Genomic DNA, 13,408 nt, shown 5'->3' on the forward strand with positions numbered 1-13,408 from the left:
GCGGCGTTTTTTATGGCTGGCGTAGCGCCTGACGCAGCAGCAGAATACTGGCGTTGGGAAACTGGCGGTAATCCAGATAGGGGACTTTCCAGCGCCACTGATCCAGCCTTTGTATTCCGGGCGCACCGTTAAGACTCTGCCCGGCATCGCTGGCGATATTGAGTTGGCGGGCGGCTTGATTGCCGGCGATAAGTGCTATGCCGCTATCGGTTACCAACTCTGTCGCGCCTATCTCCAGTGCGACCTGGCAAAAGAGCCTCTGCTGCAGAAAACTACGCCAGTCGTCATCCGGGGCAAATATCTTGGCGCAGATCACCAGGATTTTGCGCCAGTGGTTGGAGTTGGCGGCTATCAAGGCCGCGGCGGCATCGTTCTGCTGCCAGTGCCAGTCAAGCGGCAGTGTTGGCGAGTTGGGTAAGTAAACCCGCGCTTTGGCCAGGTCGTTACCAATACGCGAAGGAAATGAAGGCGTTGAGTGTGCGTGCACGTTTGCTCTCTGTTAGACTTTTATGCCAATAGATCTCAGTGAAATGCCGTTTCAGCGCCGCCACTTTGGGGCAGTTCGAGGTAAAGGTCAATGAAAACTCTGCTTATCAGCTCGGGGAAACAGCTTACTATTGCGCTTTTTTATGCTTGTTTCGGTATAGGGCTGGCGCTGACTGTGACCGGGATCTGGTTACTCAATGATCGTGTTGATTTGAGTCCCTGGCATACTCACTTTCTGAGTCATGAGTTTGATCGTCACAAGGGCGTCGAAGACTTTAACGATTATCTCAAGTTGGAGCAGCAACTGTTTGCCGAGCTTGATCAGGAGCTTGGTAAACTTTCCGGTGGCATAAACTCACCGATAAATCGCTATCACAGCGGCAGCATAGCAGATCCCAAGCGCTGGGTTTTTCCCTGGAATCAAAGTTTCGAATGGGCCAATGCCGATGCGCAGTTCGGGCTCTTGCTGCTTCATGGTATGTCAGATTCACCCTACGCCATGCATCAGTTTGCCCAGCAGTTCATGGGGCGCGCTCATGTGTTGGCGCTGAGGTTACCGGGACACGGCACTCTGCCATCCGGCCTGGTGCGCTTGGAATGGCAGGATCTGGCCGCGGCCGTTAAGTTGGCCAGTCGCCATATGAGCCAGGTGCTCAATGGCAAACCTCTCTATGTGATAGGTTATTCCACCGGCGCCAGTCTGGCGCTCAACCATGAGTTGGAAAACCTTCATAAAGGCAGGCCTACTGACTATGAAAAGGTGGTCATGCTGTCGCCGGCCATAGGTTTGGCTCCTATGGCGGTCGGCGCGCAGTGGCAGTCGCAGCTGGGTTATATTTTGGGGCTGGAGAAACTCAGCTGGAATACTATTTCACCCGAATATGATCCCTTTAAATACAGCTCTTTCGCCGTAAATGCCGGTGATGTGGTTTATCGTCTGGCGCAGCACAATAGCCAGCGTTTACTGGCTTTACCTGAAGAGAAAAAACGCCAGTTGCCGCCGATTTTGGCGTTCCAGTCGCTGGTGGATGATTCGGTATCGACGAGAGCTGTGCTGGAGAACCTGTTCCTGCAACTGCCCAAGGGAGCCAATGAACTGGTGATCTATGATATCAACCGTAATCAGGTGAACCTCAGTATGACACCTGTGGATCCTCTGGCGGAGATCAGCGGCATACTGGCGCGAACCAATCTGACTTTCCGGGGAACATTGATTGAGAATCAGGTGGGCTTCAGTCATCTGGTGCAGGCTCGGGAGTTTGGTACTCATTCCGGAGTGGAAAAACTCAACTTTAAATGGCCCGTGTCAGTTTATTCCTTGTCTCATGTAGCCTTGCCGTTTTCTGCCAATGACAGTCTATATGGTAATCAAATGGCCACAAGCATGGACCGCATTCAAATTGGCGCCGCCGCATCCCGTGGCGAGCGCGGTGTCATCAGCATTCCCGCCGCCGATATGCTGCGCCAGCGTTGGAACCCTTTTTTTGATTATCAGATGCAGCGGATTGAAACCTTTTTCAATCAAGATCCTGAGCCGACAAAGTACAGATGACCCGGTTACGGCCCTCGCTTTTGGCTTGGTATAGGTTAGCATCGGCTTTTTTTAACCAAACCTCCAGAGACGGACTGTAGGAGGCATTGGCAATCAGGGCACCGATACTCGCAGTGACGCTGATCCGGCGTTGATCTTCGGGGTTGATGATTTCAAGATCGGTAATGGCCTGACGTATTTCATTCAGATACGGCTCTATCTTGAAAGGGTTGCACATGGGTAGCAGTAGCAATAGTTCTTCACCGCCGTAGCGGCTGATAAGATCCGAGTCGCGCTTGAACTTTGTCTTAAGCAAATCGGCGACTCGTTTCAAGGTTTCATCACCGCCCAAATGACCAAATTCATCATTGATCCGCTTGAAGAAGTCCAGATCCATCAACACCACGGCCATGGCTTCGTTATTGCGTTGGCATAGACCCTGTAAAGTGGCGAAACTCGCTTCGGCGTGGCGCCTGTTGGCAAGCCCTGTGAGCGGATCGGTTTGAGCCAACTGTTTGAGTTTGCGGTTGGCTTGCTCCAGCTCCAGAGTTCGAATAATGACTTTTTCTTCCAGATCCAGCTGGTGGGCCATCAGTTGGCGTTGGTTCTCCTTGAGTTCAGTGTAGAGGTGAGTTACTTCCACGGGCACGTTTTGGTCATTGAGTAACTTATCCTCAGTAAGGCGCTTGCCCTTGTTGAGTTGCTCTGAAATCAATTCCAGCGGTTTGGTCAGCCGTTGCCCAACCACTCTGGCGACCAATAGCGACAGTAACAGGAACAGCAACAACAATGCGAAGGTGAAAATAAACTGGCGCTCCACTTCGTGCAGCAGTGGGGCGTAGGGGTCGAGCACAAAAATTTGCCAGTTGTTTTGCAGGCGATACTGGCTGTAAACATATTCCGGACTGTCGTTATCCAATGCTTTTAGGTTAAGCATGGGCAATAAAGAGCGATAATGTTTACCACTCTGGCGGTAGTTGAGTTGCTCGAGTTTGGGTAAGGCCAACGCCTTGGAGGCGTAAATAAGACGCATATTTTCATCGACAATGAACATCGACTGATTGGTCTGTTCCAGAAAGTCATTATCCAATTCGCTGAAACGATTGAGATTTAGCGAACCTTCTACTATACCGATAACTTGTGGGCCTGTGGCCAGGTACAGTGGGCTGCTGATGGCGACTATGGCATCTGAGCCAAAGCCCCGGCCGAGAAATACGGCGGAAGTGAACAGGCGCTCATTGAAAAATGCCTGCTGAAAATAGTCTCTGTCATTGATCTTCTTATCGCCCCCCTTAAGCTCCTTTAGCCCACTGACAGGGCTTGCTTGCACTATGCTGCCTTCAGAGTTGGCAATCAGCATAGTTAAAAAGCCGGGGTTGAGTTTGTGCAGCCGTGACAGCATCCGCTGCAACTCATCCGGGCTGGGAGAACTATGTTTAATAAGTTCGGCGGCGGTAGCAATGACCGACTGATGCCGCTCGAGATAATGCTCTACCGCCAGGCCGATATTTTTGGCGGTTTCATGTAAGTGTTTACCCAGGATCTGTTGCTGCTTGTTGACCCAGTAATAATTAAATACCAGGGTAGAGAATATCAGGCTCAAGTTTAGCAGCAGCAAAAAACTGTAAAAGAGCTGCTCGCCAAAGCCGCTGCGCTTGGCTGGTAGCTGACGGCCGGTCAGGCGTTTGAGCGCAGGGGTTACCAACACAATCAAGCAGCCCAGGGTGATATAGACCATGGCATTGACCGACTGCTTGATGACGACGAAGGGAATGTATTCAGAAGGTAAATCGCTGAAAAGGTGTAGATAACCATAAATAAGTGGCATGCCCAGCAACAGCCAGAAGCAGACACCGGCGTAAAATACCGGCCAGCGTTTTTTTCTGGCAAATCCCAGGGCCAATGCCTCGAGACAGAAGAGTAGATAAACGTGCGGACTGTCCCATTGCAACATCAAGGAAGTTACACTGATGGTGGCGGCGAGCAAGGCATACCAAGGCCCCAGTAAAATGGCGATTAGTACATAGAAGGTATTACCCAATACCAGCTGCACATTGGCAAACAAGGGGATGGGGAAGCTGTTACAGGCAAAGCCTATCAGGCCAGCCATCAGACTGAGCAACAGCGGTTGTCGATACCAGGGTAAGTGGGTCAAATCAGTTCCAACTCCTGTCTGGAGTTAACAAATGGTTAATGACAAATGCTAGAGCTAAATGGTTTATTTAACAATATTTTTTGAATATTTGTCTTCAGCGCTACCCAATACCTGTTTCGAATCGGTACTCGCCAAGCTTAGTTGTGGTGGTGGTTTTGCATAAAAAGGGATGGTCGGGTGGCTAAAAAGGGCAAGCCGATAAAGATGAATAGTTGAAGATAGCGGCCGGAAAAAGCATCAAGGCGCCTTTGATATCAATGAAAGCGCCTTGATGTGTTTGACAGCCTTATTCGCCCTTGAGCCGTCGGTCCAGTTGATCTTTCAGATTGGCGGGCACGCCTTTGATCAAAATGGTATCCGATACAGGATCGTAAATGACCCGCTCACCCAGATGTGAGCTGTCAAAGCTCAGGGTCAGGCCGCCGCCGGTGCCGGAGAATTTCTTCAACTGCCTCAAGGTGGATTTATCAGCCGGAAACTCTTCTTCCAAACCGTAATCACCGCCAACGGCAAAGTCATAGAAGGAATCCATGCCGGATTCAGCCAGTTCATCGGCCAAGTCCTTAAGCATGACTTCACTGCCGCTGTCGACCTGGGAAGTACAGTATTCAAACACCCGGTCGCGGCAGGTTTGACGCTCTTCTTTGGTTAGTTCACCGCCACCGACAAAGTCTTCCACCGCCTGCATCAGGGTCTTGCTCTGCTGCTTGGGATTAACCCCTTCGACGCAGCCCATAAAGTCGAGGAAGAAGTCAGCCACCTTGCGTCCGGCTCTGCCGCGGATAAAGGAGATATATTTGCGCGACTCACTGTCGGCTTGCCACTCGGTGAGATCGATTCGCGCCGCCAACTGGATATTATTCAGATCCAGATGGTCGTTTTGTGATAACTCCATATCATCCAGCACAGTCATTGATGACTTGGCGTTCAGCAGTGCTACAAACAGGTAGTCGCTGGCCATAAAGGTGTAGCAGGCCAGTAACAAAAAGCCCCCCTGGCTGAAGTCATACTTGGAGAGTTCTTCCTGCAGCAGTTTGCCAGCAGTGGCTGAGAACTCTACAAAGCCTTGCTGCCCATCGCGATAAGACTTGAGTGCTTCCTTGAAGGCGGGGTTGGCCTCGCCATCATCCCCGGGGACGCCAAAATAGCCAAAGCCTTTTCCCGCTTTACTGGAATAGCTCTGATGCAGCTCATCAAGCATGGTCTCAACGGCCTGGCTGTTCAGCAGTGGTTGAGGGCGCAGACGGCAGCTGAGCTGGCCTTCGCCATTTTGGGTGATTGCGTGAATAATCGCTTGTTCGACGTGAATACTCATAAGCCCCGATAGTGATACTCTGTTGTAAATCCGCTATTATATGCCGCTAATCCTTATCTGAGTGAATCATTTTTTATTTATGGCTATCCAATCAAAATATACCAATGTGCAAGTTGAATCCCTGATCGCCGAATTATTGGCCGTGCTGGAAAAACACCAGGCTCCGACCGATCTTGGCCTGATGGCATTGGGAAATGCGGCTTCGCATCTGTTGTCGACCAAGGTGCCCAAGGAAGCCCGTCAGCAGGTGGCAGAGCAATTTGCCAAGGCATTGACACAATCCTTGCGTTGACTTGTAACAACTGAAATGCGCTAAATAGTGGCGTTGTAAGTCAAAAAGCACATAATAGCAAACAATGTAAGATACACAGGCAACTTACAAAAGCGGATCCATATGGTCGAGCGAACAAAGCAGTTGGGCAAGGACAGGGTTTCACGCCTTATCAATTGGGGGCACTGGTTTGCCTTCTTCAATGGCTTTTTGGCCATGATAGTCGGCAGTCGATATCTGGAAAGTGTCGGCTACCCTGAAACCTGGATTGGTTGGGGCTACCTTGGCGTCAGTACCATAGGCCATTTAAGCTTCCTGGCGTTTATTGTCTATCTGGTGTTGCTGTTTCCCGTTACTCTGCTGTTGCCTTACTCGCGTATCCTTCGGGGATACGCGGCTGTGGTGGCCACCCTAGGTCTGTGTATCATGCTGTATGACACCATAGTCTATGACGACTATGGCATGCATTTGAGTCCCTTCGCAGTCGATTTGGCTTGGGCCGACCTCAACAGTCTGCTGCATGGCACTTCTTATATCGTCACTCCCCTTGGGATCTTGGCACTGGAGTTGACCGCCGCCAACTTTATCTGGAAGCGGATTGAGAAAATTCAAAAGCGCAATTATGGCAACAAGGTGGTGGCCTTTATCGGGGTTTGTTTTGTCAGCAGCCATCTTATTCATATTTGGGCTGATGCTGCTGATGTCACTGAAATTACCCGTTTTGATGATGCCTACCCGCTATCTTATCCGGCGACGGCGCGCACCTTTATGGAAAATCACGGTATCGACGGCTCCAGCAGCTTGCAGGTGGATACCGAAACCAGCTTTAAATACCCAAGAACGCCACTGACCTGCAGCGCCGAAGAACATCCCAATGTACTGTTTATTGCCATCGACAGCCTTAGGGCTGATATGGCCGACGAGCAGACCATGCCGTTTTTCAGCCGCTACGGCAAACAAAACCATGCGTTTATGAATCACCTCAGCGGTGGCAATACCTACCGCAGTGGCATGTTTTCCCTGCTTTATGGTCTGCAGGGCAGCTATACGGATGCGGTGGAACTCAATTACACCAGTCCCTTGCTGAGTCAGAGCCTCAAGCAGCAGGGCTACAATCTTGGTCTGTTTATCAGCAGAAGTAATTATGCCGAGGCTCGTCCCCAGGCGATATTCCGCGATTTTGACGCTCATATTGCCGAAGACGATGGCGGCAGTGCCATGGCTGATATCCAGAATATCGATAGTTTCCAGCAGTGGCGAGCCCAGCAACAAGCGCCCTGGTTTGCGCTGCTTAATCTCAAATCGCCGGAAGATTATGACACGCCGGTAGGTTTCCTCGGGGTGCAGACGGTTAAACCCGACAGCGCTCTCAAACCGGCGCAGAAGGTGCTGTTCAATCAATATCGGCAATCGCTGAACTTTATTGACAAACAGCTGGAGCAACTCTTGTCTGCTATGCCGGAAAACACCCTGGTGATCATTACCGGCGTCAATGGCAAGGTGTTCACCAGTAACGCCGATGAGGCCAGACGGGATTTGTCACCGGCCAATGTCAGCGTGCCTTTGGTGATCCATTGGCCCGTCGGTGGCCACGCCCAGGCCAAGTACCGCACCAGCCACTATGGCTTGGTGCCGACCTTGATGAGCCAAGTACTGGGTTGTAGCAATCCGGCCACTGATTACAGTGCCGGCCGCCACCTGCTGCAGCCCGACAGCCTCACATGGGTCTATGTCGGTGACGCTCGGGTGTTTGCTATCTATCAGCAATCGGAGATTACTGTGATTGACCGTCACGGCCAATATCGTATCTATGACAAGGCTTATCAGAACCGCCTGGACAAGAAGATGAGTGCTCCGGAGCTTATCGAAGTGATGCGTGAAGGGCGGCGTTTGTACAACCATTAAGCGCTGCGGATTAAAGACTGTACGATAGAGAAAAAACAGGCCACAAACTAGGCAGTTAAACTAAAAATTCTCAGATGGAGCTTGCACAGCTTCGCGACTGTTGATAAAGTTCTGCCTCGTTGAGACGGCATACTGCGCCAGCCGCTCAAGACAAATATCGGTATGTAGCGCAGCCTGGTAGCGCACTGTCATGGGGTGTCAGGGGTCGGAGGTTCGAATCCTCTCATACCGACCAAATTAAATGCTTGATTACTAATGTAATTTAGCTAAGCCAAAAGCCCGTTATTTAGCCCAGCTAATGCGGGCTTTTGCCTTTTTATAGCAGATCTATAGCATTAGATTTAAAGCCTATGGATTTGTGAATTTACTTCGTAACAGCCTTCTGTATTGACCACGACCGCCGTGATGCTGCGGCAATGCCAAGTGTTAACCGCTGCCTCGTCCAACCAGAAGGTGACTGCGCCACGGTTGACTAATGCCTGATTGTATTGCTTCCAGTTGGTGATATTGCACTTTAACTTGCCCATGACCTTAAACCTGTGATGCAAGATCTGATCATGAAGTGCCAAAAAGATTCCGCTGATTTAGGCAACAACGCCCATTTGGGGAGCCGCCTTGCTGTTTCTGTTGGAGTTGTTTTACTCACTTTCGCATGACTGAATTGCTGACTCCTATTGCGGTTGCAGCCTCTTGTTTAAACTCAGCGCTGAACGTCGGTCTTGTGTTTTTTATGTCTGCCACCTATTTGCGGCGAAGCACGCCTTGCATCCAGGCCCGTAAGCCGACGCAGAGCACACATGGGACTTGTTCGCACCTTCCTTAGGTAACCAAATTCACTATGCCGCTACAGAAATCTATTCGTATCATTCTTATAATAACTGAAAGAAGTAGACTCCATCTGATACTTTTTTGAAAATATCAAATTGTGCGTGTTCTTGGAATGCTTCTATATTCATACTCTCACCAAAAACCAAACCGTTTATTCCTAACATCACAGAGTTCCCCCATTGAATGCGGACTGTATTATATTTGGTGTCGTTAAACACATCAGTAACGCCAATTTCAGCCATGTCTACAAGTATCTCATTTAGATTTTCTTGTGATAACGTTATATTTGGCTGAGTCATGGATAATACTTGGCTCCATTTTTCAATTTTATTCTCGGCAGCTTTTTGGGTATATGTCATCATAAAACCACCGTCCGGACTTTTCCCAAAAGTTTTGGTAATAGGATTAATGACAACTCCATTTAAAACAATTGTTTCTTCAGAAAGGTAAGAGATTTCTTTTATATTATATTGGTTGATTTTGATAATTAATGCCTCTGCATTAATTATCATGTCGGCTTTAGTAATTACATCTTCATTGTAGTTAGGGCTGCAAGCCACTAAAGTAGAGAGTATTGGTAAAACGAAAGCTTTATTTAATTTCATTGTAAGTTACCTAGGTGTATTAATATGGAATTATTTTGTGTGTACAGTTTTTGTTCAGGTAGTAAGAGCCACCAAGACCATTTGGGAATTACCATAATTCACATTGTTACTTTCGCGCCACCGGGTATTCCAGGATTGATCTGATCCGGTAATAATGGACACTTAGCTAAGCACTATTTTTTAATTCAAATTTTTCTGGGCTCAAATACCCAAGAGCACTATGCCGTCTGGTCCGATTGTAATCAACCTCAATATACTCAAATACCGCTTGTCTCATTTGCTCACGTGCCATGAGCGGCTCGTCTTGCAACGCGTCAACTTTTAATGCGTGGAAGAAGTTTTCCACGCAAGCGTTATCCCGGCAATTCCCTTTACGGCTCATGCTTTGTACTAACTGATGTTTCTGAAGCAAAGCACGGTTATCGTTTGCGCAGTATTGGCTTCCTCGGTGGTCGCTATGGACAATCACGTCAGTAGGGAAACCTCAGCGGAATAACGCCATCTTCAATGCGTCACAAGCATGTGCTGATGTCACTCTGCTTGCCATCGACCACCCCATTTCAGGTTGGCCGCATTAGCAGTAAAGTTCTGCTTCCCTAGACGTAGTCTAAGGGGCTTTTAACTCCCTCAGGTAGCGGTAAATGGTGTGCACCGAAATATCCAGCCGCTTGGCGGCCACCTGGGCGCTATCCTTGAGTTCAAAAATGCCGGCATCGAACAGGCGGGTCACGATTTCACGGTTTTTTTTCGATGACGGGATCTGTTGACAATGGCGTACTTCCTGGTTGACCTTGTCTATGGTGCTGTGCAGCGTTTCCTCAATATTGACGGCGAATACTTCTGACGTACCGCAGTGTTCTGTGAGCGGGGATTGTTGCGGCAGCATGGAGCGCAACACAGACATCAAAGGCGCATCCATATCTGTGTTGATACATAAAAGGCCTATGGCCATCTGTTTTTCGTTGCGGATAACCGTGGTGATGGATTTCAGAGTTTTGCCATTACCGCTTTGGCTCAGATAAGTCTCGGAGATATCCTGGCCGCGCTTGAGTTTTTCCAATGCCAGATTGGTAATAGGTGCACCGACACTGCGGCCGGTAATATGGCCGTTGGCTATTTTGATGATTGAAGGGTGGTCTCGGTCCAGGCTGTGTAAAACCACTTCTGTGTGTTGCCCATACATGGTGGCGATACCGTCGACCACATTTTTGATGGCGTTGAGTATCTCCATGTCTTTGGGAGTTAACTTGTGAAGTTTCACCGCTATCCTTGTGTGAAAGCCCGGTTATTGCCGGGCACTGGAGCTTAGGCAGACATGATACTGATAATGGTATTGTCGGTCGACACCATGCCATCACAGATCATCTGCCCCAGATTCTTGATTGTTTGTTCGACATCGGCGGCGACTATGCCTTGCGTCGATACGGCATGTTGGTTGAGCGCCATCAAAAATGCCCGTACAGCCGCGCTGGACGAGGTACTGACCTTCATGGCACAGGAAGCTTTGGCGCCGTCACAGACCATGCCAGTGCTGTCGCTGATAACATTCTGAATGGCGTAACAGCTTTGTTCAAAACTGCCCCCGGCAAGATACACCATGGCCATGGCCGCTGCGGCACTGGTCACCGTATTGCCGCAAAAAGCCGACAGTGGCGGGTAGTGGCACTTAATGTAAATGGCGCCGAGGTGGCTCATGATAAGTGCCCGGGCCAGCTGCTCTTCACTGCAGCAGAACTTCTTGGCGGTGACCACTATCGGTACAGTGGCGGCTATGCCCTGATTGCCGCTGCCAAAATTGCTCATGGCCGGTAGGGTAGCGCCACCCATGCGCGCATCCGAGGCGGCCGCCGTGTACATGACTATCGAGTTGAGCAGGTCGTCACTCAGTAAGCCGATATCGATATTTTTCTTCAGCGTTCGGCCCACTTCCAGACCATAGGCCGAATTCAAGCCTTCGTCGGACAAGCGGGAGTTAAGATCGGACGCCGCCAGAATAAATCTTATTCGGTTAACATCTACCCCGGTGGCAAACTCATAGATTGCGGCAATGCTGATATCGACGCCGTTGCATACCGAAGCAGTACTGCCTTGGGCTGACGCTTCGGCCCGATACAATTGTTGGCCGTCGAGCCATTTCTCGGCAATTCGGGTATGGCTGCCACTGATAACGATTTTAACCTGGTGTTTGTCGTTGGCAGCGGTTACCGCGCAATAAATAAACTCGTCTGCTTGAATACGGGATATCTTGACCATGCCGGCATCAATAAGCGCCTGGGCTTCGGCTACTTGCGCCGGGTTGATATTTGCCAGCACTTCAAGACCGGCATTGGCATCGCCCCCAAGGGCTCCAGCAGCTGCGGCAATGGCCAGGCCTATCTTGCCGGTTCCGGGGACAAATACGCCCATGGCGTTTTTGTAGAGGTTATCCGAAACCTGAACTTCCAGGCTCAAAGGCTTGGTACCCAGCGTTTCAGTGGCGACAGCGGCGGCATAGGCTGCGGCAACAGGCTCAGTGCAGCCCAGCGCAGGGCGAACAACTTGATTGAGGATAGCTATATATTGTTGCCACTGTGGTTTCATGACTGGATTCCGGCGAGTCTGAGTTGGGGATAGGCAAGGGCTTGGATTGCGGTCACTGTACCAATATTGCCCATAATCCCTTGAGACAACTTGCAACTTTTTTTGAATGCGTTTCGGCTTAACGGTGCAATTATTTGCATATCAAGGCTGTGGTGCAAATTTATTTTGCCGTTAATGAGACGGCAATTGTTGCTAGTGTGACCCACATCTTGTAATTGATGGCGTTTTTCATTTAATCCTTTGATATCAACAAAATTGCAAAAAAGAATGGCTGCCCAGATAAAATGGTGCAACTTTTTTTGCAAAAAATAACAAGCAGTATCCAATAATATTTAGGGTCGTTATATGAAAACTGACACTTTGGCACCAGAGTGGGGTGCGGTCATTACTCGGAATGATACGCAGGCATGGAAGGAGGCGACCCGGTTTGACAGTACTGATTGGGGTTGGATCATCATGTCGATCGGCATGGCCATAGGTGCAGGTATCGTCTTTTTACCTGTGCAGGTGGGTTTAATGGGACTGTGGGTGTTTCTCTTGTCTGCCCTTGTCGGTTATCCGGCCATGTATATGTTTCAAAGACTGTTTATCAATACCTTGGCCGAGTCCCGTGAGTGTCGGGATTACCCCAGCGTGATTGGTGATTATCTGGGGAAAAACTGGGGCATATTTCTCGGTGCCCTCTATTTTGTCATGTTGGTGATCTGGGTGTTTGTCTACTCGACGGCGATCACCAATGACAGTGCATCTTTCCTGCAAAGCTTTGGAGCCACCAAGAGTCTGTTGTCTGAAAACCCCTTCTATGGTCTGGGGCTTATTTGTCTTCTGGTTGCACTGGCTTCCCGCGGCGAAAGCCTGCTGTTCAAGATTTCGACCCTTATGGTGCTCACCAAGCTTGGGGTGGTCGCACTGCTTGGGCTGATGATGGTCGACAAGTGGGATATCAATAATATCGGCGCTGTGCCCACTAGCACAGATTGGATCCGCGATGCGGTAGTAATGCTGCCATTTACCTTGACTTCGATCCTGTTTATTCAAAGCCTCAGTCCCATGGTGATCTCTTACCGTGCCAGGGAGAAATCTATCGAGGTGGCGCGCTTCAAAGCGATGCGGGCGATGAACATAGCTTTCGGGATCCTGTTTGTTACTGTGTTCTTTTATGCTGTGTCTTTTACGCTGGCGTTGGGGCATGAGCAGGCGGTAAAAGCCGAGCAGGAAAATATTTCCGCCTTGGCGATAGTGGCGCAGGGGATGCCCGGCCAAACGCTGAAGCTCTTGAGTCTGACACTGAATATCTTTGCGGTGATGACGGCCTATTTCGGGGTCTATTTGGGTTTTCGCGAAGGGTGTCAGGGGATCACCATGAACCTATTGCAGCGGGTTATGCCCAAGGAGAAGATCAACACCAAGCTGGTGGGCTACGGCATCATGGTATTTACCATATTGCTATCCTGGAGTGCCATTGTGTTGAACGCCCCAGTGCTGAGCTTCACCTCTATCTGTAGTCCAATATTCGGCTTGGTTGGCTGTTTGATCCCGGCCTATCTGGTTTATCGGGTGCCGGCGCTACACAAATACAAGGGCGTTGGCCTGTACGTGATTATCGCTACAGGGATCCTACTGTGTATCTCACCCTTCCTGGCATTCAGTTGATTGACTTGAAGTTTGGATGTTAAAGAATCGAGTGAAGAACGCCCCGCAATGCGGGGCGTTGTCAATGGCGCTATAGCAA

The 13,408-nt window shown here is 49.7% G+C and carries 10 protein-coding genes, 1 tRNA gene and 2 pseudogenes; 5 read left to right on the forward strand and 8 right to left on the reverse strand.

Annotation, left to right across the window (positions count from 1 at the left end):
• Window positions 1-10 precede the first annotated feature (10 nt).
• Window positions 11-487: a DUF6942 family protein gene (locus tag AYI96_RS07090; RefSeq protein WP_144361294.1), complete on the reverse strand. Its 477-nt coding sequence runs from the start codon at window positions 485-487 to the stop codon at window positions 11-13.
• A gap of 90 nt (window positions 488-577) precedes the next feature.
• Here AYI96_RS07090 and AYI96_RS07095 point away from each other — a divergent pair, with 90 nt between their 5' ends.
• The gene (locus tag AYI96_RS07095; RefSeq protein WP_144361295.1) at window positions 578-2,038 is read left to right on the forward strand and encodes an alpha/beta hydrolase; all 1,461 of its coding nucleotides are present in this window, start codon (window positions 578-580) and stop codon (window positions 2,036-2,038) included.
• Here the strand turns inward: AYI96_RS07095 and AYI96_RS07100 are convergent.
• A complete protein-coding gene (locus tag AYI96_RS07100) occupies window positions 2,004-4,172 on the reverse strand; it encodes a diguanylate cyclase (protein ID WP_144361296.1) in 2,169 nt (722 codons plus the stop codon). The genes AYI96_RS07095 and AYI96_RS07100 overlap by 35 nt on opposite strands.
• Window positions 4,173-4,458: 286 nt before the next feature.
• The gene (yejK, locus tag AYI96_RS07105; RefSeq protein ID WP_039034005.1) at window positions 4,459-5,487 is read right to left on the reverse strand and encodes a nucleoid-associated protein YejK; all 1,029 of its coding nucleotides are present in this window, start codon (window positions 5,485-5,487) and stop codon (window positions 4,459-4,461) included.
• Window positions 5,488-5,566: 79 nt separating this feature from the next.
• On the opposite strand from yejK, the gene AYI96_RS07110 reads away from it, so the two are divergent.
• The 3 genes from AYI96_RS07110 to AYI96_RS07120 all read left to right on the forward strand — a co-directional run bounded on the left by AYI96_RS07110 (window position 5,567) and on the right by AYI96_RS07120 (window position 7,898).
• Window positions 5,567-5,779 (forward strand): YejL family protein, encoded by a 213-nt coding sequence (locus AYI96_RS07110; RefSeq protein ID WP_039034006.1) that lies wholly within the window; start codon window positions 5,567-5,569, stop codon window positions 5,777-5,779.
• A 102-nt stretch (window positions 5,780-5,881) separates the two neighbouring features.
• Window positions 5,882-7,663, forward strand: coding sequence for a DUF3413 domain-containing protein (locus tag AYI96_RS07115; protein ID WP_144361297.1), 1,782 nt, complete (start codon window positions 5,882-5,884; stop codon window positions 7,661-7,663).
• A gap of 158 nt (window positions 7,664-7,821) precedes the next feature.
• Window positions 7,822-7,898, forward strand: a tRNA-Pro gene (locus AYI96_RS07120).
• Between the two features lie 152 nt (window positions 7,899-8,050).
• Here AYI96_RS07120 and AYI96_RS07125 read toward each other — a convergent pair.
• From AYI96_RS07125 to AYI96_RS07145, 5 genes and pseudogenes are all read right to left on the reverse strand, one after another.
• A pseudogene (locus AYI96_RS07125) lies at window positions 8,051-8,190 on the reverse strand (IS5/IS1182 family transposase); the annotation flags it as partial.
• Between the two features lie 342 nt (window positions 8,191-8,532).
• Window positions 8,533-9,096, reverse strand: a complete 564-nt coding sequence (locus tag AYI96_RS07130; RefSeq protein ID WP_144361298.1) for a hypothetical protein — start codon at window positions 9,094-9,096, stop codon at window positions 8,533-8,535.
• A 166-nt stretch (window positions 9,097-9,262) separates the two neighbouring features.
• Window positions 9,263-9,655 (reverse strand): annotated as a pseudogene (locus AYI96_RS07135) (IS3 family transposase); the annotation flags it as partial.
• A gap of 48 nt (window positions 9,656-9,703) precedes the next feature.
• Window positions 9,704-10,357, reverse strand: a complete 654-nt coding sequence (locus AYI96_RS07140; RefSeq protein ID WP_039036134.1) for a transcriptional regulator — start codon at window positions 10,355-10,357, stop codon at window positions 9,704-9,706.
• Window positions 10,358-10,401: 44 nt separating this feature from the next.
• A complete protein-coding gene (locus AYI96_RS07145; protein ID WP_144361299.1) occupies window positions 10,402-11,676 on the reverse strand; it encodes a serine dehydratase subunit alpha family protein in 1,275 nt (424 codons plus the stop codon).
• A 345-nt stretch (window positions 11,677-12,021) separates the two neighbouring features.
• On the opposite strand from AYI96_RS07145, the gene AYI96_RS07150 reads away from it, so the two are divergent.
• Window positions 12,022-13,329 (forward strand): amino acid permease, encoded by a 1,308-nt coding sequence (locus AYI96_RS07150; protein ID WP_260852962.1) that lies wholly within the window; start codon window positions 12,022-12,024, stop codon window positions 13,327-13,329.
• Window positions 13,330-13,408 lie beyond the last annotated feature (79 nt).

It is taken from the genome of Shewanella sp. MSW, from assembly GCF_007636515.1.
In the GTDB taxonomy this organism is placed as follows: domain Bacteria; phylum Pseudomonadota; class Gammaproteobacteria; order Enterobacterales; family Shewanellaceae; genus Shewanella; species Shewanella indica.